Source organism: Tepidimonas alkaliphilus, from assembly GCF_007556595.1.
GTDB classification, from domain to species: Bacteria; Pseudomonadota; Gammaproteobacteria; order Burkholderiales; family Burkholderiaceae_C; genus Tepidimonas; species Tepidimonas alkaliphila.
On the sequence record NZ_VJNB01000002.1, the window covers coordinates 216,710 to 240,037 of the forward strand.

Below are 23,328 nucleotides of genomic sequence, written 5' to 3' on the forward strand. Positions count from 1 at the left end.
GCCCCGGGGCGGCTCAGACCGCCGGCGGCCGCGGCCCAGCGACGAAGGAGCCGGACTTGCCGCCATGCTTTTCCAGCAGGCGCACGTCGCCGATCACCATGCCGCGGTCGGCGGCCTTGCACATGTCGTAGATCGTCAGCAGCGCCACCTGCACCGCGGTCAGCGCCTCCATCTCCACGCCGGTGGGGCCCACCGTCTCCGCCGTGGCGCGCACGCGCACCGCGGGCGGCTCATCCTCCGGCTCGAGCTCCAGCGCCACGCGCGTCAGCGCGACCGGATGGCACAGCGGGATCAGGTCGCTGGTGCGCTTGGCCGCCATGATGCCGGCAATGCGCGCCACGCCCAGCACGTCGCCCTTCTTCGCGCTGCCCTGCCGGATCAGCGCCAGCGTGGCCGGCTGCATGCGGATGCGCCCCTCGGCCACGGCGATGCGGTGCGTGGCGGCTTTGGCGCCCACGTCCACCATGTGGGCCTGGCCCTGCGCGTCGAAGTGGGTCAGCGGCGAGGAGGTCGTCGGCGTATCCATGCGCGGAATTGTCGCGCGGTTTGCCGCATCATACGGGGCATGAGCACAACGACAAGCGAGCGCGGCGCGCCGCGCTGGCGTCCGGTGGGCGGCTGCCTGCACCGGCGCGACTGGCTGCGCACGGTGCTCGGCAGCGCCTTCGGCGCCGCCACCGCCGCCGCGCTGCTGCCGTGGCTGGCGGGCCCGGCGCGCGCGCAGGCGGCGCTGCCGGCGCTGGGCGACGGCGGCGACATGACGTTGGCCGAGGAGCGCGAGCTGGGCGACCAGATCGCGCGCGCGCTCTACCGCGACCCGGCCTACCTGGACGATGCGCCGCTGCAGGAACTGCTGCAGGCGCTGTGGACGCCGTTGCTGGACGGCGCGCGCCAGCGCGGCGAGCTCAGCGACGACATGGCGCAGCGCTACGCCTGGCGGTTGCTGCTCGGGCGCGACCCCACCGTCAACGCCTTTGCGCTGCCGGGCGGCTACTTCGGCGTGCACCTGGGCCTGATCGGCGTGACCCAGCGGCCCGAGGAGCTGGCCAGCGTGCTGGCGCACGAACTCTGCCACGTCACGCAGCGGCACATCGCCCGGCTGCTGACACGCCAGAGCCAGCAGGCGCCGCTGGTGCTGGCGGCGATGATCCTGGGGGCGCTGGCCGCCAGCGCCGCCAGGAACGCCGACATCGCCAGCGCCGCCATCGCCGGCGGCCAGGCGATGGCGCTGCAGGGCCAACTCAACTTCTCGCGCGACATGGAGCGCGAGGCCGACCGGCTCGGCCTGGCGGTGCTGCTGGCCGCCGGGTTTGATGGCCATGGCTTCATCGGCATGTTCGAGCGGCTGCAGCAGTCCGCGCGCCTCAACGACGACGGCAGCTTCCCCTACCTGCGCAGCCACCCGCTGACCAGCGAGCGCATCGCCGACATGCGCGCGCGGCTGGGGCTGCTGCCTGTCCAGGGCGCCGCCTCCACTGCGGCGCCCGCCGACTGGCACCAAGCGATGGCGGCGCGCGCGCGCGTGCTGGCCGACCCCAGCGCCGAGCGGCTGCGCGTGCACGCCCAAACCCGCATCCATGACGCCGCCAGCGCTTATGCGGCGGCGCTGGCTGCCGGCTTGCTGCGCGACGTGGACGGCGCGCTGCGGGCGCTGGCGGCCCTGCGCGACGCCGGCGGCAGCGCCGCGCTGCGCCGCGCCGCCGACGCACTGCAGTTGGAGCTGCTGACCCGGCTGCACGCCGAGCCGGCGCTGCCAACGCCCGAGCGCGCGCGCCTGCCGGGGCTGGTGCGTGCGGCGCTGGCCGACGGCACGCGCGCCGCGCTGCTGCTGGCCGCGCCAGCGGCGGCGCTGACGGATGGGGAGCTGGCGCGCGACGCCGCCGCGCGGCTGCAGGCGTGGTGCGTGCAGCACCCCCACGACGGCGCCGCCTGGGACGCTCTGGCGGGCCTGCAACGCGCGCTCGGCCAGCCGGTGCGCGCCGGCCGCGCCGAGGGCGAGGCGCGGCTGGCGCAGCTGGACTACGCCGGTGCGCTGGAGCGCTTTCGCGCCGCGCAGCGGCTGGCCGCCCAGCAACGCGGCGAAGACTGGCAGGAACTGGCGGTGCTGGACGCGCGCGTGCGCCACGTCGAGACGCTGCTGCGCGAGCAGGAAGCGGCGCGGCGGCGACGCTGATGGCGGCCACCCGTTGCCGTGGCTGTGGAGCGGCTGGCGCGCCCGGGCGGCGCAGCCGCTATCATCCGCGTCCCGCACCCCACGGGTGCGCCCGCACCGCCGACACGACGACGCCCATGGCCGGCATCCACATCTCCGACATCGAGGCTGCGATCAACTACTGGCGCCAGCGCGAACCCTCGCCCGACGGGGTGACGCTGCCCGCGCCGCTGCGCGCGCTGGCGGAGGTCTATGCGCTGCTGATCCACTATGGCGAAGACGAGGCGGATGAGCGCACCATGCCGCGCGCCGCCTGGGCGGCCTGGAAAGCGTGGTACGACACCACGCCGGACACGCCGTGCATCGCCATCTGCTCCACCAACCAGGGCGATGCGGTCTGCAAAGGCTGTGGCCGCACGCACGAGGAGGTGACGCGCTGGCCGGCGATGACCCCGGGCGAGAAGCGCGCCGTCTGGCGTCGCATCACGCGCGACGGCAGCGCCTGGCGCTTCAACCTCTACGCCGAGCGGGCGGTGGAACGGCGGGGCGCGAACGCGCCGTCCGAACCCTGCACGGCCCCCGTCGCGCCGCCGGACGCAACCCGCCCGGCCCCCTGACGCCCGCGCGGCCGCCGCACGCTGGCCCGGGCGGGCCCGGCGCGCCGTCAAATCCGCCGCGCCAGCTCGGCAGCCTTGCCGGTGTAGCCGGCGGGGGTGAGCGCGCGCAGGCGCGCCTTTTCCGCGTCGGGAATCGGCAAGCCGTCGATCAGCGCGTGCAGCGCCTCGCGCGTGACTTGCTGGCCGCGCGTGGCCTCCTTCAGCCGCTCGTAGGCGCCCGGCACGCCGTAGCGCCGCATCACGGTCTGGATCGGCTCGGCCAGCACCTCCCACGCGGCGTCCAGGTCGGCCGCCAGCGCCGCAGGGTTGAGCTCCAGCTTGGCCAGCCCCGTCAGCAGCGACTGGTGCGCCAGCACCGCGTAGCCCAGCGCCACGCCCATGTTGCGCAGCACGGTGGAGTCGGTCAGGTCGCGCTGCCAGCGGCTCACCGGCAGCTTTTCGCTCAGGTGGCGCAGCAGCGCGTTGGCCAGCCCCAGGTTGCCCTCGGCGTTCTCGAAGTCGATCGGATTGACCTTGTGCGGCATCGTCGAGGAGCCGATCTCGCCGGCCTTGAGCTTCTGCTTGAAGTAGCCCAGGCTGATGTAGCCCCAGACGTCGCGCGCCAGATCGACGAGGATGGTGTTGCTGCGCGCCACGGCGTCGAACAGCTCGGCCATGTAGTCGTGCGGCTCGATCTGGATGCTGTAGGGCTGAAACGTCAGCCCGAGGCCGATCGGCGCCTCCGGCGGCGTGTCCGGCCCCGGCGCCGGCGTTTCCACCACGCTGCGCGCAAACGCTTCCCAATCCACCTCCGGGTAGGCCGCCAGGTGCGCGTTGTAGTTGCCCACCGCCCCGTTCATCTTGGCGCGCAGCGGCACTGCGGCGATGCGCTCGCGCGCCGTCTCGAGCCGCGCCACCACGTTGGCCAGCTCCTTGCCCACCGTGGTGGGGCTGGCGGTCTGGCCATGCGTGCGCGACAGCATCGGCGCCTCGGCCCACGCATGCGCCAGCTCGCGCAGCCGCGCCACGATCGCCTCCAAGCCCTGCAGCAGCACCGCGCGGCCGGCCTGCAGCTGCAGCGCGTGGCTGGTGTTGTTGATGTCCTCGCTGGTGCAGGCGAAGTGCACGAACTCGCCGACGCGCTGCAGCTCCGGCCAGCCGGCGAACACCCCCGGCACGCCCAGCTCCGCGTGGCCGCGGATCCAGTATTCCACCGCCTTGACGTCGTGGTTGGTGGTCTTCTCGATCGCCTTGATCGCCGCCGCATCCGCCGGCGCAAAATCCCGCACCACGCGCCGCAGGTGCGCGCGCGCCGCCGCCGACAGCGGCGGGAATTCCGGCAGGCCCAGGTCGCTCAGGCGCTCGAACCACGTCAGCTCCACCTGCACGCGCCGGTGCATGAAGCCGTATTCGCTGAAGATCGGCCGCAGCGCGGCGACCTTGGCGGCGTAGCGGCCGTCCAGCGGCGACAGCGCGGTCAGCGCGGCCTCAGCCGCCGTAAGGGGATGGTCAGTGTCGGCAAGCATGATGGCCGGCATTGTAGGCCGCGCAGGCAGGTTGGCCCTTGCGCGGCCACACCGACAGCGCCAATTCTCTCTACAATCGGCACCCCGACGCCGGCTTGCGACACCGGCATGGGTATCGTTTGGCCCTTTCCCGCATCATCATGAAACTCAAGCTCATCGGCAGCCTCACCAGCCCTTACGTGCGCAAAGTTCGCATCGTCATGGCGGAAAAAAAGCTCGACTTTCAGTTTGAGCTGGCCGACCCCTGGGCCGCCGACAGCACGGTGCCGGACGCCAACCCGCTGGGCAAGGTGCCATGCTTGGTGATGGAGGGCGGGGAAGCGGTGTTTGACTCGCGCGTCATCGTCGAATACCTGGACACCCTGTCGCCGGTGGGCAAGCTCATCCCCGCAGGCGGACGCGAGCGCGTGGAAGTCAAGACCTGGGAAGCGCTGGCCGACGGCATGCTCGATGCCGCGGTGGCCGCCCGCTTGGAGCAGGCTTGGAGCGGTCGCGCTGCGCACGAACGCAGCCAGGCTTGGATCGAGCGTCAGCTGGCTGCCGTGCAACGCGCGCTCAAAGCCATGAGCTTGGGGTTGGGCGACCGCCCCTACTGCCACGGCGTGCATCTGACGCTGGCCGACATCGCCGTGGGGGTGGCCTTGGGGTATTTGGACTTTCGCTTCCCCCAGATCGACTGGCGCAGCGCCTACCCCAATTTGGCGCGCTTGCATGAGCGGCTCATGCAGCGCCCCAGCTTCGCGGATACGCAGCCGCCGGCAACCTGAGGGGTTTGCCCAGCGCAAAAAAAGACCGCGAAGCGCCAGCCGGGACAAAGAGGAGGAGGGAGGGAGGAGGAGAACCGCCCCGGCCGGCTTTTCTGGCGCGTGGATCATGGCGACCCTGCGCCGCGCTTCGCGGTCATCACAAACCCAACAGACGACTCACAACGGCTAAGAGACCGCCTCTGCCGTCAAAGTTCCCGAATGGGCGGCCACGCTTGGCCGCGCGTCGCCTGCGGGCAGCCGCAGCGTCGCGCGCAAGCCGCCCAGCGGCCCTGCTTGCAGCTGCAACGCCCCGCCGTAGAGCGCAGCCACCTCGCGCACGATGTCCAAACCCAGCCCGCTGCCGGGCACGCGCTCGTCGGCCCGTACCCCGCGCGCCAGCACCTGGCGGCGTTGCTCGGGGCTCAGCCCCGGCCCGTCGTCGTCCACCATCAGCCACAAAACCTCGCCGTCGCGCTGCACGGTCACGCGCACCTGCTGACGCGCCCATTTGCAGGCGTTGTCCACCAGGTTGCCGACCATTTCCTGTAGATCCTGAGCCTCGCCGGCAAACACCGCCGCCGCATCTCCGTGCAGACTGAGCTGCAGCGGCGCCGCCCCATCGCCCCGCAGCGCGTGCACCTTGCGCATCACGCGCAGCAGCCCCTCCACAATCGGCTGCACCGGCGTGTGGCGCGCCGGGTGGGCGGCGCTGGCCGCACGGGCGCGGCGCAGGTGCCAGTCCACCTGTTCGCGCAGGCGCTGCGCGTGCTCTTGCAGCGCGGCGGCGATGGTCGGCTCGCGCGGCAGCAGCTCTTCAGCCAGCGTGCCAATCACCGCCAGCGGCGTCTTGATCGCGTGCGCCAAGTTCCCAGCCAGCCGACGGGCCCGCTCCACCGTCTGCTCGTGGTGCGCCAGCACGCGGTTGAATTCGTCCACCAACGGTTGCAGCTCCGCGGCAAACCTGCCCTGCAGCCGGGTGCGCTGCCCCGTGCGCACCGCCTGCAGCGCCTGTTGCAGCGCGCCCAAAGGCCGTAAGCCAAGCCACAATTGCAGCGCCACCGCCGCCAGCAGCGCCGCCCCCAACCCGGCCAGCGACAGCGCCAGCGCGCCCTGAAACGCCTGCAGCGCCTGCTGCAATTCGCGCGTGTCGGCGGCCACCGCCACGCGCCAGCGCGGCCCGGTTTCGCCCCACTGCACCGCGCGCTCCATCGCCCGCAGCCGCTGCCCTGCCGGCCCGGGCAGCGCATGGCGATGCAGCGCGCCGTCGGGCAAGGTGTCGTCCGGCAGCGCCAAGCGTTCGTCCCATAACGAGCGCGAGCGCAGCACCGGTTCGGCCTGCGCGCGCCCGACCGCCTGCACTTGCCAATACAGGCCGCTGAACGGGCGCTGCCAGCGCGGATCGGCCAGCGACCGCGCCAGCACCGGCTGCCCGTCGGCGTCCGGCTCCAGCGCCGCCAACAGCTGCGTGAGCTGATCCTGCAAGCGCAAATCGAACTGCTGCGTCACGTGCCGCTCGAACAGCCGCGCGATCGCCAGCCCGGCCAGCGCCAGCGCCAGCGACACCGCCAGCAGCGCCGCCAGCAGCAGGCGCCAGCGCAGCGAGACGGCTGCGCGCCTCATGCTACCGCAGCCTCCAGCCGGTAGCCCAGGCCGCGCACGGTCTGGATGCTGCCCGGCGGCAGCTTGCGCCGCAGACGCGCCACGAACACTTCGATGGTGTTGGAGTCGCGCTCGCCCCCCAGGCCATAAAGCTGCTCCATCAGCTCGTCGCGCGAGACGACCTGGCCCGCGCGATGCATCAGCACGGTCAGCACGCGCAGCTCCTGCGCCGTCAAGCCCAGCGGCTGCCCCGCCACGCTGGCGCGCTGCTGGCGCGTGTCCAGCTCCAGCGCGCCGCAGCGCAGCACCGGGTGGGCGGCGCCGTGCGCGCGGCGGATCAGTGCGCGCAGGCGCGCCAGCAGCTCCTCGGTGTGAAACGGCTTGGTCAGGTAATCGTCCGCCCCGGCGTCGATGCCGGCCACCTTGTCCTGCCAGGCGTCGCGCGCGGTCAGGATCAGCACCGGCGCCGCCACCCCCTCGGCGCGCCAGCGCTGCAGCACCGTCAGGCCGTCCAGCTGCGGCAGACCCAGATCCAGCACGATGGCGTCGTAGGGCTCCACGCCGCCCAGCTCCCAGGCGCGGCGGCCGTCGCAGGCCACGTCCACCGTGTAGCCGGCTGCGCGCAGGCTGACCGCCAGCCGCTGCGCCAAGGCCGCCTCGTCCTCCACCAGCAGCACCCTCACCGCTTGCCTCTCTTGACTTCGGTCTTGAGCACGTTGCCCTCGCGTGCGTCCACAGACCACTCGACCACGCGTCCGTCGGATCGCAGGACTTTGAATTCATAAACCCAACGACCGTGTTCGCGCTCCAGCTCGGTGGCGATGATCTCGCCATCAAGCAACGGCTGCACCCGCTGCAAGATTTCGGCCAGTGGTCGAATTTCACCGGCCAGCACCGCCTCTCGCGCGCGGCGATGGTCGAGCGCGCGATCCGCCTGCGCCAACGGCCACGCGATGGTCAGCGCCAGCGCCATGCCCAGGCCCGCCTTTCGACGCCAGGCAGCACCAGCGCGCAAGACAGGGGAAACGGTGCTGCCCCAACATCGCCGTCGCATGGCTAAAGGGTAACGCCGCCAGCCTGAACCGAGCATGAACCCATGATGACCGCGCCATTCAGCGTCGGTTCAGCCAAGCGGCTGCACACTGCCTGCCGGGGCGGTGCACGCGCGTTCTCGCACGGGCCTGCCCCGTTCGGATCGATCCAATGATGGAGGAGTGTGGATCATGCGTCAAATCTTTCTGGGCATCACCGTGGCGCTGGCCTCGCTTGGCGCCGCCTGGGCCAGCCCCCAGTGCAAAGCGCCCAAAGAACAATGGATGAAAGAGGCCGACTTCCGCGCCATGGTGGAAAAGCGCGGCTACCAGATCAAGACCTTCAAAGTCAGCTCGGGGCAGTGCTACGAAATCTACGGACGCGATGCGGCTGGCAAGAAGGTGGAAATCTATTTTGACCCCGCCACCGGCGCGGAGCTGCAACGCAAGTAAGACGTCGTAAAACGTAACGAGGAGCTTGCACAATGCAACGTCCCGCCGCAGTGTATGTCTGGGACCCGTTCGTGCGCGTCTTCCACTGGAGCCTGGTGACGTGCGTGGTGTTGAACCTCTGGGTGTTGGAAGAGGGCGAGACCGCGCACCGCTGGGTCGGCTACGCGGCGGCGGCCTGGGTTGGGTTGCGCTTGCTGTGGGGGCTGGTGGGCAGCCGCCATGCCCGCTTCGCCGACTGGTGGCCCACCCCAGCGCGGCTGCGCGCGCATGCGCGTGCAGTGCTGGCTGGGGAGCCGGACGCCAATCCAGGCCACAACCCCTTCGGTGCGCTGATGATGCTGGCCTTGATGGCGCTGGTGCTGGCGCTGGGCTTGACCGGCTGGCTAATGCAGACCGATGCCCTTTTTGGGGAAGAATGGCTGGAAGACTTGCACGAGGCGCTGGCCAACGCCCTGCTGGTGGCCGCCGCGGTGCATGCCGCGGCGGCCTTGGTGATGGGCCGGCTGCAGCGGGTTTCGTTGGTGCGGGCGATGTTCACCGGCGTCAAGCGCTTTGAGTGAGCCAGCGTCTGTGTCGACCCAGGGCATCGTATCGACGAGCCGGCGGCGCTGGAACTTAAGATCCCCCGCCACCGGTTCATGCAAGATTGCGCCTGCTAGCCCAACGCCATGGCGGCCATCTGCGTGTAAAACGGGCTGCCCTTCAGGATGTTGAAGGGCAATGTCACCCCCAAGCTCAGCCCGAAATACAGCGCCGGGTTGGCCTCCGGGATCGCGTAGCGCAGCACCGCCGGCACCACGATGTAGGAAGCGCTGGCCGACAGCGCCATCAGCAGCGCGGCGTCACCCGCGCTCAGGCCCAGCACGGTGGCCAGCCCCAGCGCGATGGCGGCGTGCGCCAGCGGCCCCGCCACCGCGTACGCCAGCAGCACCGGCGACGCTTGCCGCGCCTCGCGAAAGTTGCGCGCCACCATCAGGCCCATGTCAAGCAGGAAGAACGCCAGCATGCCCTTGAACAGGTCGCCGGAGAACGGCTTCATCATCGCCTGGCCCTGCTCGCCGCTGACCATGCCGACGGCCAGCGCCCCGAGCAGCAGCAGGTGCGCCCCGTCGGTGAACGACTCGTGCAGGATGCGCCCGATCGACAGCGGCGCCCCACCTCCTGCGCCGCCGCCCAGCGTCAGCGTGGCCGCGCCGCCGGGATCTCCAGGTTGGAGCGCACCGCGCCGGCCAGCACGCCGAAGACGAAGAACAGAATCGCAGGATCGAGCAAGTTGTTCACGGGGCTACCCTCCAAGGGAAGATGTAACTCAGTTACAAGCCTACCGCGAACAGCTCATCCTAAGAAATCAATTTTTCAGATATTACTCATCGTATGAAATCGATGAATAGACCCCCATTGCCACCGTGCGTGCGGCAACGCCCTGCCGTCGCGCCGCTCACCCTGCCGCGGCGACTTGGCGGCCCCGCTCATACCAGTCGCGCGTGCGGTTGACCACCGCCACCACCGCCAGCATCAGCGGCACCTCGATCAGCACGCCCACCACCGTGGCCAGCGCCGCGCCGGACTCAAAGCCGAACAGGCTGATCGCCGTGGCCACCGCCAGCTCGAAGAAGTTGGACGCCCCGATCAGCGCCGACGGCGCCGCCACGCAGTGCGCCTCGCCCACGTAGCGGTTCAGCCCATAGGCCAGCGCCGAGTTGAACACCACCTGGATGATGATCGGCACCGCCAGCAGCGCAATCACCAGCGGCTGGCGCAGGATCTGCTCGCCCTGAAAGCCGAACAGCAGCACCAGGGTGAGCAGCAGCGCGGCGATCGACGCCGGCCCCAGCCACGCCAGCGTGGCCTGCAGCGCCGCCTCGCCACCGCGGCGCAGCCGCGCCCGCCGCCACGCCTGCGCCAGCAGCACCGGCGCCACGATGTAGAGCCCCACCGAGAACAGCAGCGTATCCCACGGCACGGTGATGGAGGCCAGCCCCAGCAGCAGGGCGACGATCGGTGCGAATGCGAACACCATGATGGTGTCGTTGAGCGCCACCTGGCTCAGCGTGAACAGCGGATCGCCGCCCGACAGCCGGCTCCAGACGAACACCATCGCGGTGCACGGCGCAGCGGCCAGCAGGATCAGCCCGGCCACGTAGCTGTCGAGCTGATCCGACGGCAGCCACGGCGCGAACAGCTGGCGCACGAACAGCCACGCCAGCAGCGCCATCGAAAACGGCTTGACCAGCCAGTTGACCGCCACCGTCACGGCGATGCCGCGCACGTGCCGGCGCACCTGCGGCAACGCGCCGAAGTCCACCTTCAGCAGCATCGGGATGATCATCACCCAGATCAGCAGCCCGACCGGCAGGTTGACCTGCGCCACCTCCAGCCGCGCCACCGCCTGGAACAGGGCCGGCCACGCCTGCCCGAGCGCGATGCCGGCCACGATGCACAGCGCCACCCACAGCGTCAGGTAGCGTTCGAACACGCCCAGCGGCGCGCCGGCGGCGCGCTTGGCGGTGGTTTCGCATTGCGCGCTCATGCGGATCCCTTCCTGCGCTTAAGCTTGCGCCAAGGCGCGGGCGCTATCTTGCAAGCAAGCGCGCGCCAGCTTGTCCGGCGGCAACGCCACCAACATTTCGAGCCGGCGTTTGATCCGCTGCATCGTGTGCCGAAACGCCTCCAGCTTGGCGGCGTCGTCAGCTTGCAGCGCGGACGGATCCGGATAACCCCAGTGCGCGGTGGCGGGGTGGCCCGGCCACACCGGGCACGGCTCGCCTGCGGCCTGGTCGCACACGGTGATGATCAAATCCATGTGCGGCGCCTCGGGGCCGGCAAATTCATCCCAGCTCTTGCTGCGCAGGCCCTCGGTGGGAATGCCAGCTTCGCGCAGCACCTGCAGCGCCATCGGGTTGGGCTGTTGGTTTGGGCGCGGGTTGCTGCCGGCCGAGTAGGCGCGAAAGCGCCCACGCCCCAGATGGTTCAGCAGCGCCTCAGCCAGGATGCTGCGCGCCGAGTTGTGCGTACACAAAAACAGGACGTTCAAGGGATGATGGGATGGGACGCTCATCAGGGGTCTCCTCAGTCAACAAAAAATCATGACGGTCGGCGCAGGGGCTAGGGGTGTCGGCTTCGCATCGTGCAACAGGCGCGTGACGCCGCGTTGTCATGGAGCCGGGCTGCTGGACTCTGGAAGACTGCGCCATCGCTCAGCAGCGGCGCACCGTTGGCCGCCGCAGCATTGCTCAGTGAGGTAGCTCAGCAAGGCGTCCATCGCGTCGTAGGCGGCACGGTAGATCAGGTGGCGGCCCTGGCGCTGCTGCGTCACCAGGCCGGCGTGCAGCAGCTCCTTCAGGTGGAAGGACAGCGCGCTGGGGCTCGCCTGCAGCGTCTCGGCCAGCGCGCCGGGGGTTAGTCCCTCGGCGCCGGCTTGCACCAGGGCGCGAAAGGCCCGTAACCGCACCGGCTGAGCCAGCGCGGCCAGCGCTTGCACGGCTTCGGCTTCCTGCATCATGGTTCAATGATACTTGAATCATTGAACATCAGGGCGAACCGGGGCGTCGGTGCGTTCGGGCCCGGTCAGGACATGGCCGCGATGGCAGGGCGGGCCCGCCGCCACGGCGCGGCGCCGGGCCGGCCTCAGGTCAGCGCGAGGATGCGCCGCGCCCCGCGCAGCACGACGACGGCGATCACGGTGCCGATCAGCAGATCCGGCCACGCCGCGCCGGTGGCCAGCACCAGCGCGCCGGCGACGATGACGCCGAGGTTGGCCAGCACGTCGTTGGCGGAGAAGATGTAGCTTGCCTGCATGTGCACGCCGCCGTCGCGGTGGCGCGCGATCAGCAGCAGGCAGGCCACGTTGGCCACCAGCGCCAGCGCGCCCACCCCCATCATCAGCAGCGACACCGGCTCGCTGCCGAACCAGGCCCGCCGCGCCACCTCCACGAGCGCCAGCAACGCAAGCAGCGCCTGGGTCCAGCCGGCCACGCGCGCCGCCGCGGCCTGACTGGCCGCACCGCGCGCCACCGCCAGCAGGGCGGTGCCGTAGACCGCCGCGTCGGCCAGCATGTCCAGCGCGTCGGCCATCAGCCCGGTGGACTGCGCCCACCAGCCCGCGCCGAGCTCGACGACGAACATCAGCGCGTTGATCGCCAGCAGCGCGCGCAGCACGCGCGCCTCGGCGGCCGGGTCGGTCTCGGCCGCGGCCGGGCCGGGCTCGGTCAGCGCGACGCTGTCGATGAGCTGCGCGCCGAGCTTGAGCGGCTGCAGCCGCTGCAGCACCGCATCGGCCGGCCCGGCGTGTTCGACCACCAGCGTGCGCCCGGGCAGGTCGAACGTCAGCCGCGCCCCCCGCAGCCCGCGCAGCGCGGCGCGGATCAGGTTTTCCTCCGACGGGCAGTCCATCGCCGGCACGCGGAAGGTGCTGCGCCAGCGGCCGCCAGGGTGAAGCGAGCCGGTCATCATGGTTCAGGCGTCGTCGGTCGCGGGGGCGGCGAGCCAGCGCGCCGGATCGCGGCCGGGATCGTGACCTGCCCCTTGCTGGTGACGGCGGCTTCGATCATCGCGGTCTCCTTACCTTTCTTTGGATCTAGGGATGCCCGGCCGCCGCGTCAACCGCCCGCCTCATACGTCCAGGTTGGCCGCGCGCAGCGCGTTGGCCTCGATGAAGGCGCGGCGCGGCTCGACCTCGTCGCCCATCAGCATCGTGAAGACCTTGTCGGCTTCGATGGCGTCCTCGATGCGCACCTGCAGCAGGCGGCGCACCGCCGGGTTCATCGTCGTCTCCCACAGCTGCTCGGGGTTCATCTCGCCCAGGCCCTTGTAGCGCTGGCGGCTGGTGGTGCGCTCGGCTTCGGCCAGCAGCCAGCGCATCGCGGCGCGGAAGTCGTCCACCGCCGCTTCGCGCTGGCGCTCGCCGTCGCCGCGCTGCACCCGGGCGCCCTCGCCGAGCAGGCCCGAGAGCGTGCGCGCGGCATCCGCCAGCGCGGCGTAGTCCTCGCCGTGCACGAAGTCCTGCGTGATGACGCTCGTGCGCACGTTGCCGTGGTGGCGGCGGCTGATGCGCAGCAGCGGCTTGTCGGTGCGCGGGTCGAGTTCAGCGCGCACCTCCGGCGCGCTGCCGTTGCGGGCGCCGGCGCGCAGCGCCGCCTGCAGCGCCGCGGCGCTGGCCGCGGCGGCCTCCATGTCGTCGAGGTCGAGCGCCACGCCGGCGGCGATCGCGCGCAGCGCTTCGGCGTCCATCACGGGGCTTAAGCGCGCCACCACGCTCTCGGCGGCCTGGTGGCGCTGCGCCAGCGCCTGCAGCTCCTCGCCTTCGATCACGCGCGGCTGCGCGCCGCCGGTGTACACGCGCGCGCCCTGCAGCGCCACGCGCAGCAAATACGCCTGCAGCGCGTGGTCGTCCTTCAGGTACAGCTCCTCCTTGCCGCACTTCACCTTATACAGCGGCGGCTGCGCGATGAAGACGTGGCCGCGCTCGATCAGCTCAGGCATCTGGCGGTAGAAGAACGTCAGCAGCAGCGTGCGGATGTGCGCGCCGTCGACGTCGGCGTCGGTCATCAGGATGATGCGGTGGTAGCGCAGCTTGGCGATGTCAAACTCTTCGCCGCTGGAACGCACACGTCCGTCTTCCCCGCTGCTGCTGCGGCCCAAGCCGGTGCCCAGGGCTGTGATCAGCGTCAGAATCTCCTGGCTGGCCAGCAGCTTCTCGTAGCGCGCCTTCTCGACGTTGAGGATCTTGCCGCGCAGCGGCAGGATGGCCTGGAACTTGCGGTCGCGGCCCTGCTTGGCGCTGCCGCCGGCGGAGTCCCCCTCGACGATGTAGATCTCCGACAGCGCCGGGTCTTTTTCCTGACAGTCGGCCAGCTTGCCGGGCAACCCCAGGCTGTCGAGCACGCCCTTGCGCCGCGTCATCTCGCGCGCCTTGCGCGCCGCCTCGCGTGCGCGCGCGGCCTCCACGATCTTGCCGCAGATGATGCGCGCGTCCTGCGGGTGCTCCTCCAGGTAGTCGGTCAGCGCCCGCGCCACGATGTCCTCCACCGGCGCGCGCACCTCGGAGCTGACCAGCTTGTCCTTGGTCTGGCTGGAAAACTTCGGCTCCGGCACCTTGACCGACAGCACGCAGCACAGCCCCTCGCGCATGTCGTCGCCGGTCACCTCGACCTTGGCCTTCTTGGCCAGCTCATGTTGCTCGATGTATTTGCCGATGACGCGCGTCATGGCCGCGCGCAGGCCCGTCAGGTGCGTGCCGCCGTCGCGCTGCGGGATGTTGTTGGTGAAGCACAGCACGTTCTCGTTGTAGCCGTCGTTCCACTGCATCGCCACCTCGACGCCGATCTCGGTGCCGGGGATGCCGCCGTAGTCGGCGGCGGGGCGGCTGCCGGTGGCGTGGAAGACGGTCGGGTGCAGCACCTTCTTGCCGGCGTTGATGAACTCGACGAAGCCTCTGACCCCGCCGGCGCCGGAAAAATCGTCGCTCTTGCCGCTGCGCTCGTCGATCAGCCGGATGCGCACGCCGTTGTTCAGAAAGCTCAGCTCGCGCAGCCGCTTGGCCAGGATCTCGTAGTGGAAGTCGTGGTTCTCGCGAAAGATCTCGGTGTCGGGCAGGAAGTGCACCTCGGTGCCGCGCTTGTCGGTGGCGCCCAGCACCCGCATCGGCGAGACGAGCACGCGGCTGCCGTCGGGCGCGGTGGCCTCCTCGACCAGGCGCCCCACCACTTCACCACGGGCGAATTCCAGATAGTGCACCTTGCCGTCGCGGCGCACCGTCAGGCGCAGCCAGCGCGACAGCGCGTTGACGCAGCTCACCCCCACGCCGTGCAGGCCGCCGGAGACCTTGTAGGCGTTCTGGTTGAACTTGCCGCCAGCGTGCAGCTCGGTCAGCGCGATCTCGGCGGCGCTGCGCCGGGGCTCATGGCGGTCGTCCCACTTGATGCCGGTGGGGATGCCGCGGCCGTTATCCAGCACGCTGATCGAGTTGTCGCTGTGGATGGTGACGACGATGTCGTCGCAGTGGCCGGCCAGCGCCTCGTCGATGGAGTTGTCCACCACTTCAAAAACCAGGTGGTGCAGACCGGTGCCATCGGAGGTGTCGCCGATATACATGCCGGGGCGCTTGCGCACCGCCTCCAGCCCCTCCAGGATCTGGATGGCCTCGGCACCGTAGCCCGCGCTCGGCGCGGTGGGGTGTTGCGATTCAGTCATGGATCCACTCAGATGCGCATCGGCATCACCACGTATTTGAAGTGTTCCTCACCGGGCACCGTGAGCAGCGCCGAGGCGTTGCCATCCTGCAGCTCGATGCGCACGTGTTCGGCGCCCAGCGCCGCCATCGCGCCCAGCACGTCGAGCAGATACTGCACGTTGAAGCCGATGTCGATGACCTCGCCGCTGTATTCCACATCGAGCTCATCGACCGCCTCTTCTTGCTCGGCATTGTTGGCCGCCACCTGCAACAGGCCCGGCTCCAGGTGCAGCCGCACGCCCTTGAACTTGTCGCTGGTCATGATGGCGGCGCGCTGCAGCGCCGCCAGCAGCGGCAGGCGGCCCAGCACCAGCACATTGCGGTGCGCGGTGGGGATGACGCGCTGGTAGTCCGGGAACTTGCCCTCCACCAGCTTGGTGACAAACTCCAGGGTTCCCAGCGTGAACTTGGCCTGGTTGCTCGCAAAGCGCAGCTCGATCGGGTCGTCGCGCTCCGCCAGCAGCCGCTGCAGCTCCAGCACCGTCTTGCGCGGCAGGATCACCTCTTGGCGCGGCACCTCCACCTCCAGCTCGGCGCTGGCCAGCGCCAGCCGGTGGCCGTCGGTGGCCACCAGCGTCAGCCGCCGCCCCTCGGCGACGAACAGGATGCCGTTGAGGTAATAGCGGATATCCTGCACCGCCATCGCAAACGACACCAGCCCGAGCAGGCGCTTGAGCACTTTCTGCGGCACCGCAAACGCCGGCCCGAACGCGGGCGCCTCCTGCACCAGCGGAAAGTCCTCCGCTGGCAGCGTCTGCAGCGTGAAGCGGCTCTTGCCGGCCTTGAGCACCACGCGCCCGCCGCTGGCGTCCAGCGTGACGGTCTGCTCCGCCGGCAGCGTGCGCAGGATGTCGATCAGCTTGCGCGCCCCCACCGTGGTGGCAAACGGCCCGGCGTCGCCGCCGAAGTCGGCGCTGGCGCGGATCTGGATTTCCAGGTCGGAGGTGGTGAACTGCACCGCGCCGCCGTCACGGCGGATCAGCACGTTGGCCAGGATCGGCACGGTGTGGCGGCGCTCGACGATGCCGCTGACGGACTGCAGCGCGGCCAGCAGCCGCTCTTGCGTCGCTTGCAGGACGATCATGCTCGGGTCACCCCTTCAAGGTCTGCTCCAGCACGTGGAGCTGCTGATTGAGTTCGCTGTCCACCTGGCGCTCGGCGGCGATCTTGCGCACGGCGTGCAGCACGGTGGTGTGGTCGCGCCCGCCAAAGAGCTCGCCGATCTCCGGCAGGCTCTTCTGCGTCAGCTCCTTGGCCAGGTACATCGCGATCTGGCGCGGCCGCGCGATCGCCGCCGGCCGCTTCTTGGAATACATGTCGGCGACCTTGATCTTGTAGAAGTCAGCCACCGTCTTCTGGATGTTTTCGACGCTGATCTGGCGGTTCTGGATGCTGAGCAGATCCTTGAGCGCCTCGCGCGCCACGGCGATCGAGACCTCGCGCTGGTTGAAGCGCGCATAGGCCAGGATCTTGCGCAGCGCGCCCTCCAGCTCGCGCACGTTGGAGCGCACGTTCTTGGCGACAAAGAACGCCACGTCCTCGGGCATCGCGGCGCCCTCGGCCTGCGCCTTGCTGATCAGGATGGCCACGCGCATCTCCAGCTCCGGCGGCTCGATGGCCACCGTCAGCCCGGAGTCGAAACGCGACACCAGCCGCTCGTGGATGTCCGTCAACCCCTTGGGATAGGTGTCGCTGGTCATCACGATGTGGCTCTTCTTGGCCAGCAGCGCCTCGAAGGCGTTGAAAAATTCCTCTTGCGTGCGGTCCTTGTTGGCGAAGAACTGCACGTCGTCGATCAGCAGCAGATCCAGGTTGTGGTAACGCTGCTTGAAAGCGTCAAAGGTCTTGCGCTGGTAGGACTTGACGACGTCCGAGACGAACTGCTCGGCGTGCACATACAGCACCTTGGCCTCGGGACGCTCGGCCAGCAGCTGGTTGCCGATCGCGTGCACCAGATGCGTCTTGCCCAGGCCCACGCCGCCGTAGATGAACAGCGGGTTGTAGAGCTGGCCGGGGCTGGCGGCTACGTGCATCGCCGCGGCGCGCGCCATGCGGTTGGCCGACCCCTCCACCAGCGTGGCAAACGTCAGGGCCGGGTTCAGGCGCGTGCGGTGCTCCGCGGGCGCCGGCTCGGGCGCCGGCGACTCGGCCAGCGGCGGCAGCGCGGACTCGCCGCGCAGCGGCAAGGCCGTGCGCGCCGCGCTTGCCCGCCCGGCAGGGCTGGCGGGCGCCTCGCGCGGGGCCAGCACCAGCTCCAGCGCCACCGGCTGGCCAGCCAGTTCTTGCAGCGCCGCACTGATACGCCCGGCGTACTGCGCGCGCACCCAATCGAGCTTGAAGCGATTGGCCACCGTCAACGTCACGCGCGAGCCATCGGCCGCCACCTGCGCAGCCAGCGGCTTGAGCCACGTGGTCACCTGCTGGGGCGGCATCTCCTGCGCCAACCGCTGCAGGCACGCCTCCCACAAATCCGCGCCTGGCCCCTGACCAGGCGCGGCAGCCGCATCCGAAACCGATCGCACCGAACTCATGACTGCGACCGATTGTAGCCGCCCAGCTCGAGTTATCCACAGCGCCAGCCGCCGCCTTCAACCGACCATCGGCTCGACCTGCACGCCGGGTTCTATGGGGGCTGGCAAGGATAAGCCCCCTCTGCCATAATAAAGGGTTTTGGTGCGACCTTGCTTTGCTGCAAGATCGAGCATCGCTTGCGTGAGGATCCCGTCCAAATGAAACGCACGTACCAACCTTCCAAAATTCGTCGCGCCCGCACGCATGGGTTTCTTGTGCGGATGAAAACGCGTGGCGGCCGCAAGGTCATCAACGCGCGCCGCGCCAAAGGCCGCAAACGCCTGGCGGTCTAACGGTTTTGCTTTCGTGGGCGCCGCTGCGGTCAGCCCGGCTCCGGCTTCTGGCGCCGTCCCACGGCTGCCATCGTTGCGCCGCCGGGCGCATTTCGAGCGGATCTTGGCCGCTGCCCCCCTGGCGCAAAGTGAGCATTTCGCGCTGCACGGCATCGCTTGGCCGTGGCCGCCTGAAGCCGAGACGTTGCCCCGTGGCCCCGGGCCGTGGCTGGGCTTGGTGGTGTCGCGCCGCGGCGCGCGCCGCGCGGTGACGCGCAATCTGATCAAGCGTCAAGCGCGCGCGGTGGCCGCTCTGCATCCGCCGCCGCCTGGTGCGTGGGTGTTAAGACTCAAGCGCGGCTGGCCGACGAGCGAATTCCCCAGCGCCGCCTCCCGCGCGCTGCGTCGGGCGGTGCGAGCCGAGCTGATGTGGCTTTTGCGCGATCGCCTGCCGCAACGCCTGGCTGGTCTGAAGGAGACCGATCGGTGAAGGTCTGGGCAGGACTGGCCCGATGGCCGCAGCGGCTGCTGATCGCCCTGGTGCAGGGCTATCGCTTGCTGCTTAGCCCGTGGGTGGGCTCTTCGTGTCGCTTCACCCCGAGCTGCTCGGCTTACGCTTTGGAAGCGCTGCAGCGTCACGGCGCTTTGTGCGGCAGCTACTTGGCGGCGCGGCGCGTTCTGCGTTGCCACCCTTGGTGCGCCGGCGGCCACGACCCGGTGCCGGCGCAAGCGCCGCGGCTGTTCAGCTGGGCGGCGCGCTCCTCCCCTTCCGATCCCCCGACCCCGTCATGAACGACATTCGGCGCTCCATCCTGTGGGTGATCTTTGGCTTTTCGCTGATCCTGTTGTGGGATCGCTGGCAGATCCATCGCGGGCATCCCGCCACGTTTTTTCCGTCCAGCACGCCAAGGCCCGCGGCCACGGCGCCGGCCGAAGGCGTCCCCTCAGGCGCCGCTGATGTGCCCCAACCCAGCGTTGGCAGCGCCGCGTCGCCCGGCGCCGTGCCGGCGACCGCCGCGCCGGCGGCGCGCCAGCGCTACGTCGTACGCACCGACGTGCTGGAGCTGACGTTTGACAGCGAAGGGGCGACGTTGGCCGGCGCACGGCTGCTCCGACACGCGGCGGAAACCGGCAAGGCGTTGCGCCAATCGTTCACGCCGCTGCAGCTGCTGGTGGATGATGGCCGGCGCGTGTATGTGGCGCAGTCCGGCCTGATCGGCGAAGGCGGGCGCCCCGCGCCGACGCACAAGACGCCGATGCGGCTCATCAGCCCCGCCGCCAGCGGCCCGATCGAGCTGGCCGACGGGCAAGAGCGGCTGGAACTGGTGTTCGAGTCCGACCCGGTGGAGGGGCTGGTGCTGCGCAAGCGCATCGCGCTGCAGCGTGGCAGCTACGTGCTCGACGTGCAGCACGAGGTCGTCAACCAGGGCGAGGCCGAGGCGCGCGTGCGCCCGTACCAGCAGCTGCTGCGCGATGGCCTGAAGGCCGGCAGCGAAACGCCGTTTTACTCCACGTTCACCGGCCCGGCGGTTTACAGCCACGAAGGCAAGTATCAAAAAATTGAATTCGCCGACCTTGACAAGGGCCGGGCGGACTTCCAACGCCAGGCCCGCGACGGCTGGGTGGCGATGGTGCAGCACTATTTCTTCAGCGCCTGGCTGCTGCCGGAAGGCGTGGAGCGCGAAAACTACGCGCGCAAGGTGGACAACCTGTACGCGGTCGGCCAGATCGGCCCGGAGCTGACGCTGGCCCCTGGGGCCACGCAGACGAGCGCTGCGCGCCTGGTGGTCGGCCCGCAGGAAGAGAAGGTGCTGGAGCGGCTGGCGCCGGGGCTGGAGCTGGTCAAGGACTACGGCTGGCTGACGATCCTGGCCAAGCCGCTGTATTGGCTGCTGGAAAAGATCCACGGCCTGGTTGGCAACTGGGGCTGGGCGATCGTGCTGCTGGTGGTGCTGATCAAGGCGGCGTTTTACTGGCTCAACGCCAGCGCCTACCGCAGCATGGCCAAGATGAAGGCCATCAGCCCCCGCCTGATGGAAATGCGCGAGCGCCTGAAAGACAAGCCCCAGTTGCTGCAGCAAGAAATGTTGCAGCTCTACCGCGAGGAAAAAGTCAACCCGCTGGGCGGCTGCCTGCCGATCCTGATCCAGATTCCGGTGTTCATTGCGCTGTATTGGGTGCTGCTGGCCAGCGTGGAGATGCGCAACGCGCCGTGGATCGGCTGGATCGACGATTTGTCGTCGCCCGACCCTTATTACGTGCTGCCACTGGTCATGACGCTGACCACCGTCGTGCAAACGGCGCTCAACCCCTTGCCGCCGGATCCCCTGCAGGCCAAGCTGATGTGGCTGATGCCGCTGGTGTTCAGCGTGATGTTCTTCTTCTTCCCGGCTGGTCTGGTGCTCTACTGGATCGTCAACAACGTGCTGACGATCGCGCAGCAGGCCTACATCAACCACACGATGGGCGTGCCGCTGAAGTTCAACCTGCCGAAGTTCAAGTGACGCCAGGCGATGCTGCCGCGCCATGACGAGCCGATCGTCGCCGTGGCCACCGCGCCGGGCCGCGGTGCGGTCGGCATCGTGCGCTTGAGCGGCCGGGGCCTGGAGGCGCTGCACGCGCCGCTGCTGGGGCGGCGGCTTGCGCCGCGCCACGCGCATTACGGGCCCTTCCGCGCCGCCGACGGCAGCGCGCTCGATCATGGCCTTGCCCTGTGGTTTCCGGCGCCGCACTCCTACACCGGCGAGGACGTGCTGGAGCTGCAGGCGCACGGCGGCCCGGTGCTGCTGCAGCTGCTGCTGCAGCGCTGCCTGGAGGCCGCCGCCGAGCCCGACCCGCAAAGCGGCCGGCCGCGCCTGCCGGGGCTGCGGCTGGCGCGGCCCGGCGAGTTCACCGAGCGCGCCTTCCTCAACGGCAAGCTGGACCTGGCGCAGGCCGAGGCGGTGGCCGACCTGATCGACGCCAGCACCGAGGCCGCCGCGCGCAGCGCCGCGCGCTCGCTGGCCGGTGCGTTCTCGCAGGCGGTGGGCGCGCTGCACGAGGCGCTGGTGCAGCTGCGGCTGCTGGTGGAGGCCACGCTCGATTTCCCCGAGGAGGAGATCGACGTCCTGCGCCAGGCGGATGCCGCGGGGCAGCTTGAGCGGCTGCAGGCGCAGCTGGCGGAGGTGCTGGCGCGCACGCGCCAGGGCGCGCTGCTGCGCGAGGGGCTGCACGTCGTCATCGCCGGCCAGCCCAACGCCGGCAAGAGTTCGCTGCTCAACGCGCTGGCGCAGGCCGAGGTGGCCATCGTCACGCCGATCGCCGGCACCACGCGCGACGTCGTGCAGCAGGCGATCCAGATCGAGGGCGTGCCGCTGCACGTGATCGACACCGCCGGGCTGCGCGACGGCGCGGAGGTGGATGAGGTCGAGCGCCTGGGCATCGAGCGCGCCTGGCAGCGCATCGCGCAGGCCGACGCGGTGCTGTTCGTGCACGACCTGACGCGCGCGCACGAGCCGGCCTACGCGCAGGCCGACGCCACCATCCGCGCCCGGCTGCCTGAGAAGGTGCCGGTGATCGAGGTCTGGAACAAGGCCGACGCCGCCGGCGTGGAGCCCGGCGAGGACGCCGACGGCGGCGTGCGCCTGTCGGCGCGCAGCGGCGCGGGGCTGCAGGCGCTGCGCCAGCGCCTGCTGCGGCTGGCCGGCTGGGACGGCGCCACCGCCGAGGGCCTCTACAGCGCGCGCCAGCGTCACGTCGAGGCGCTGCGGCGCGTGCAGGCGCACCTGCAGGCGGCCGAGCGGCTGCTGCACGGCCCGGCGCCGGCGCTGGAGCTGCTGGCCGAGGAGCTGCGGCTGGCGCAGGAGGCCCTCGGCACCCTCACCGGCGCCTTCGGCGCCGACGAGCTGCTCGGCGCGATCTTCGCGCGCTTCTGCATCGGCAAGTGACCCGCATGACGACCCCGACGACGCCCGCACCGACCGCGAGCCGCCGCGCCGAAGGCGTGGCGCCGTTCTGGGTGATGCAGGTAGCCCTCGAAGCCGCCGAGCTGGAACGGCAAAGCGCACCCGGCGCGCCGCGGCTGTTGCGCCTCAACATCGGCGAGCCCGACGTCGGCGCCCCGCCGGCGGTGCAGCAAGCCGCCGAACGCGCGATCCGCGCCGGGCAGACCGGCTACACGCCGGCGCTGGGCCTGCCGGCGCTGCGCGAGGCCATCGCCGCCTGGTACGGCACGCGCTGGGGCGTGGCGGTGGATCCGGCGCGTGTGGCGGTGACGGCCGGGGCGTCCGGCGCGCTGCAGCTGGCCAGCCTGCTGCTGTTCGACGCCGGCGACGAGGTGCTGCTGCCGGATCCGTGCTACCCGTGCAACCGGCAGATCCTGGCCAGCCTTGGCGTGCAGCCGCGGCTGGTGCCGACGCGGGCAGCCGGGCGCTTTCAACCCGAGCCGGCGGCGCTGCAGGCCGCCTGGGGCGCGCGCACGCGCGGGCTGATGCTGGCCAGTCCCGCCAACCCGACCGGCGCCTCGATCCCGGCGGCAACGCTGGCAGCCAGCCTCGCGCAGGTGCGCGCGCGCGGCGGGGCGCTGGTGGTCGATGAGATCTACCTGCCGCTGACGTTTGGCGAAGACGCCGCCACGGCGCTGGCGCTGGGCGAGGACATCGTCAGCGTCAACAGCTTTTCCAAGTACTGGGGCATGACCGGCTGGCGGCTCGGCTGGCTGGTGCTGCCGCCGCCGCTGGTGCCGGCGCTGGAGCGGCTGGCGCAGAACCACGCCATCTGCGCCAGCACCGTGGCGCAGCGGGCAGCACTGGCGGCCTTCGAGCCCGACACGCTGGCCGAGTGCGAGCGGCGCCGCGCCGAATACGCGCGGCGGGCGCGGCGCTTCGCCGCCGGGCTGCGGCAGCTTGGCTTTGCCGTGCCGGTGGCGCCGGACGGCGCGTTCTACGTCTGGGCCGACGCGAGCGCGCCGATGGCGCGCGTGGGCGTGGCCGACAGCCTGGCGTTCGTGCGCGCGATGATGCAAGGTGCGCGGGTGGTGGCCACGCCGAGCGCCGACTTCGGCGAGGCTGACGGCGGGCGCTTCGTGCGCTTCTCCGTCGCCACGACGCCAGACGATCTCGACGAGGCGTTGCAGCGCCTGCACCGCTGGCTCGGCTGACGCTGGGCCGCCCG

The 23,328-nt window shown here is 70.5% G+C and carries 25 protein-coding genes; 11 read left to right on the forward strand and 14 right to left on the reverse strand.

Going from position 1 to position 23,328, the window contains the following annotated elements; translation table 11 throughout:
- Positions 1–13: 13 nt before the first annotated feature.
- A complete protein-coding gene (gene moaC, locus Talka_RS03125) occupies positions 14–526 on the reverse strand; it encodes a cyclic pyranopterin monophosphate synthase MoaC (RefSeq protein ID WP_143889653.1) in 513 nt (170 codons plus the stop codon).
- Positions 527–565: 39 nt separating this feature from the next.
- Between moaC and Talka_RS03130 the strand changes: the two genes are divergently transcribed.
- Entirely contained in the window at positions 566–2,173 is a 1,608-nt protein-coding gene (locus tag Talka_RS03130) for a M48 family metallopeptidase (RefSeq protein ID WP_143889654.1), read from the forward strand.
- A 116-nt stretch (positions 2,174–2,289) separates the two neighbouring features.
- On the forward strand, positions 2,290–2,769 hold the full coding sequence (locus tag Talka_RS03135) for a DUF3717 domain-containing protein (protein ID WP_143889655.1): 480 nt from the start codon (positions 2,290–2,292) through the stop codon (positions 2,767–2,769).
- Between the two features lie 47 nt (positions 2,770–2,816).
- Here the strand turns inward: Talka_RS03135 and purB are convergent, their stop codons facing one another.
- Positions 2,817–4,274, reverse strand: a complete 1,458-nt coding sequence (gene purB / locus Talka_RS03140) for an adenylosuccinate lyase (RefSeq protein WP_143889656.1) — start codon at positions 4,272–4,274, stop codon at positions 2,817–2,819.
- Between the two features lie 140 nt (positions 4,275–4,414).
- On the opposite strand from purB, the gene Talka_RS03145 reads away from it, so the two are divergent.
- The gene (locus tag Talka_RS03145) at positions 4,415–5,041 is read left to right on the forward strand and encodes a glutathione S-transferase C-terminal domain-containing protein (protein ID WP_143889657.1); all 627 of its coding nucleotides are present in this window, start codon (positions 4,415–4,417) and stop codon (positions 5,039–5,041) included.
- A gap of 165 nt (positions 5,042–5,206) precedes the next feature.
- Here the strand turns inward: Talka_RS03145 and Talka_RS03150 are convergent, their stop codons facing one another.
- From Talka_RS03150 to Talka_RS03160, 3 genes are read right to left on the reverse strand one after another with little or no spacing between them, the layout of a single operon-like run.
- Positions 5,207–6,640 carry a sensor histidine kinase gene (locus Talka_RS03150; protein ID WP_143889658.1) on the reverse strand — a complete coding sequence of 478 codons (1,434 nt, stop codon included), beginning with the start codon at positions 6,638–6,640 and terminating at the stop codon, positions 5,207–5,209.
- A complete protein-coding gene (locus Talka_RS03155; protein WP_143889659.1) occupies positions 6,637–7,302 on the reverse strand; it encodes a response regulator in 666 nt (221 codons plus the stop codon). Before Talka_RS03155 ends, Talka_RS03150 begins: the two co-directional genes overlap by 4 nt.
- On the reverse strand, positions 7,299–7,592 hold the full coding sequence (locus Talka_RS03160; RefSeq protein WP_143889660.1) for a PepSY domain-containing protein: 294 nt from the start codon (positions 7,590–7,592) through the stop codon (positions 7,299–7,301). The genes Talka_RS03155 and Talka_RS03160 overlap by 4 nt, the downstream gene beginning before the upstream one ends.
- Before the next feature lie 250 nt (positions 7,593–7,842).
- On the opposite strand from Talka_RS03160, the gene Talka_RS03165 reads away from it, so the two are divergent.
- Together Talka_RS03165 and Talka_RS03170 are read left to right on the forward strand one after the other, a co-directional pair.
- Positions 7,843–8,103 (forward strand): PepSY domain-containing protein, encoded by a 261-nt coding sequence (locus tag Talka_RS03165; protein WP_143889661.1) that lies wholly within the window; start codon positions 7,843–7,845, stop codon positions 8,101–8,103.
- Between the two features lie 32 nt (positions 8,104–8,135).
- A complete protein-coding gene (locus Talka_RS03170; protein ID WP_143889662.1) occupies positions 8,136–8,663 on the forward strand; it encodes a cytochrome b/b6 domain-containing protein in 528 nt (175 codons plus the stop codon).
- 95 nt (positions 8,664–8,758) lie between these two features.
- On the opposite strand, the gene Talka_RS03175 is transcribed toward Talka_RS03170, so the two are convergent.
- The 9 genes from Talka_RS03175 to dnaA all read right to left on the reverse strand — a co-directional run bounded on the left by Talka_RS03175 (position 8,759) and on the right by dnaA (position 17,865).
- Positions 8,759–9,286, reverse strand: coding sequence for a sodium-dependent bicarbonate transport family permease (locus Talka_RS03175; protein ID WP_143889663.1), 528 nt, complete (start codon positions 9,284–9,286; stop codon positions 8,759–8,761).
- The gene (locus Talka_RS11980; protein ID WP_221933843.1) at positions 9,283–9,384 is read right to left on the reverse strand and encodes a sodium-dependent bicarbonate transport family permease; all 102 of its coding nucleotides are present in this window, start codon (positions 9,382–9,384) and stop codon (positions 9,283–9,285) included. Before Talka_RS11980 ends, Talka_RS03175 begins: the two co-directional genes overlap by 4 nt.
- 157 nt (positions 9,385–9,541) lie before the next feature.
- Positions 9,542–10,633 (reverse strand): ACR3 family arsenite efflux transporter, encoded by a 1,092-nt coding sequence (gene arsB, locus Talka_RS03180; protein WP_143889664.1) that lies wholly within the window; start codon positions 10,631–10,633, stop codon positions 9,542–9,544.
- Positions 10,634–10,651: 18 nt separating this feature from the next.
- The gene (locus Talka_RS03185; RefSeq protein ID WP_143889665.1) at positions 10,652–11,161 is read right to left on the reverse strand and encodes an arsenate reductase ArsC; all 510 of its coding nucleotides are present in this window, start codon (positions 11,159–11,161) and stop codon (positions 10,652–10,654) included.
- 96 nt (positions 11,162–11,257) lie between these two features.
- The gene (locus Talka_RS03190; protein WP_143889763.1) at positions 11,258–11,602 is read right to left on the reverse strand and encodes an ArsR/SmtB family transcription factor; all 345 of its coding nucleotides are present in this window, start codon (positions 11,600–11,602) and stop codon (positions 11,258–11,260) included.
- A 128-nt stretch (positions 11,603–11,730) separates the two neighbouring features.
- Complete coding sequence (locus tag Talka_RS03195) at positions 11,731–12,552, reverse strand: cation efflux transmembrane domain-containing protein (RefSeq protein WP_246100544.1); 822 nt, start codon at positions 12,550–12,552, stop codon at positions 11,731–11,733.
- Positions 12,553–12,714: 162 nt separating this feature from the next.
- The gene (gyrB, locus tag Talka_RS03200) at positions 12,715–15,294 is read right to left on the reverse strand and encodes a DNA topoisomerase (ATP-hydrolyzing) subunit B (protein WP_143889667.1); all 2,580 of its coding nucleotides are present in this window, start codon (positions 15,292–15,294) and stop codon (positions 12,715–12,717) included.
- Positions 15,295–15,302: 8 nt separating this feature from the next.
- Positions 15,303–16,418, reverse strand: a complete 1,116-nt coding sequence (dnaN, locus tag Talka_RS03205; protein WP_143889668.1) for a DNA polymerase III subunit beta — start codon at positions 16,416–16,418, stop codon at positions 15,303–15,305.
- 7 nt (positions 16,419–16,425) lie between these two features.
- Complete coding sequence (gene dnaA / locus Talka_RS03210; protein ID WP_143889669.1) at positions 16,426–17,865, reverse strand: chromosomal replication initiator protein DnaA; 1,440 nt, start codon at positions 17,863–17,865, stop codon at positions 16,426–16,428.
- Positions 17,866–18,063: 198 nt separating this feature from the next.
- Between dnaA and rpmH the strand changes: the two genes are divergently transcribed.
- Genes rpmH through Talka_RS03240 form a run of 6 tightly spaced genes read left to right on the forward strand, consistent with a single transcriptional unit; the run spans position 18,064 to position 23,314 of the window.
- Entirely contained in the window at positions 18,064–18,198 is a 135-nt protein-coding gene (gene rpmH, locus Talka_RS03215) for a 50S ribosomal protein L34 (protein ID WP_143889670.1), read from the forward strand.
- Positions 18,199–18,211: 13 nt separating this feature from the next.
- Positions 18,212–18,667 carry a ribonuclease P protein component gene (locus tag Talka_RS03220; protein ID WP_143889671.1) on the forward strand — a complete coding sequence of 152 codons (456 nt, stop codon included), beginning with the start codon at positions 18,212–18,214 and terminating at the stop codon, positions 18,665–18,667.
- The gene (yidD, locus tag Talka_RS03225; RefSeq protein WP_246100546.1) at positions 18,664–18,969 is read left to right on the forward strand and encodes a membrane protein insertion efficiency factor YidD; all 306 of its coding nucleotides are present in this window, start codon (positions 18,664–18,666) and stop codon (positions 18,967–18,969) included. The genes Talka_RS03220 and yidD overlap by 4 nt, the downstream gene beginning before the upstream one ends.
- On the forward strand, positions 18,966–20,681 hold the full coding sequence (gene yidC, locus Talka_RS03230; RefSeq protein WP_143889672.1) for a membrane protein insertase YidC: 1,716 nt from the start codon (positions 18,966–18,968) through the stop codon (positions 20,679–20,681). The genes yidD and yidC overlap by 4 nt, the downstream gene beginning before the upstream one ends.
- A 9-nt stretch (positions 20,682–20,690) precedes the next feature.
- The gene (mnmE, locus tag Talka_RS03235; RefSeq protein ID WP_143889673.1) at positions 20,691–22,103 is read left to right on the forward strand and encodes a tRNA uridine-5-carboxymethylaminomethyl(34) synthesis GTPase MnmE; all 1,413 of its coding nucleotides are present in this window, start codon (positions 20,691–20,693) and stop codon (positions 22,101–22,103) included.
- Between the two features lie 5 nt (positions 22,104–22,108).
- Positions 22,109–23,314, forward strand: a complete 1,206-nt coding sequence (locus Talka_RS03240) for a pyridoxal phosphate-dependent aminotransferase (protein WP_143889674.1) — start codon at positions 22,109–22,111, stop codon at positions 23,312–23,314.
- Positions 23,315–23,328: the final 14 nt, after the last annotated feature.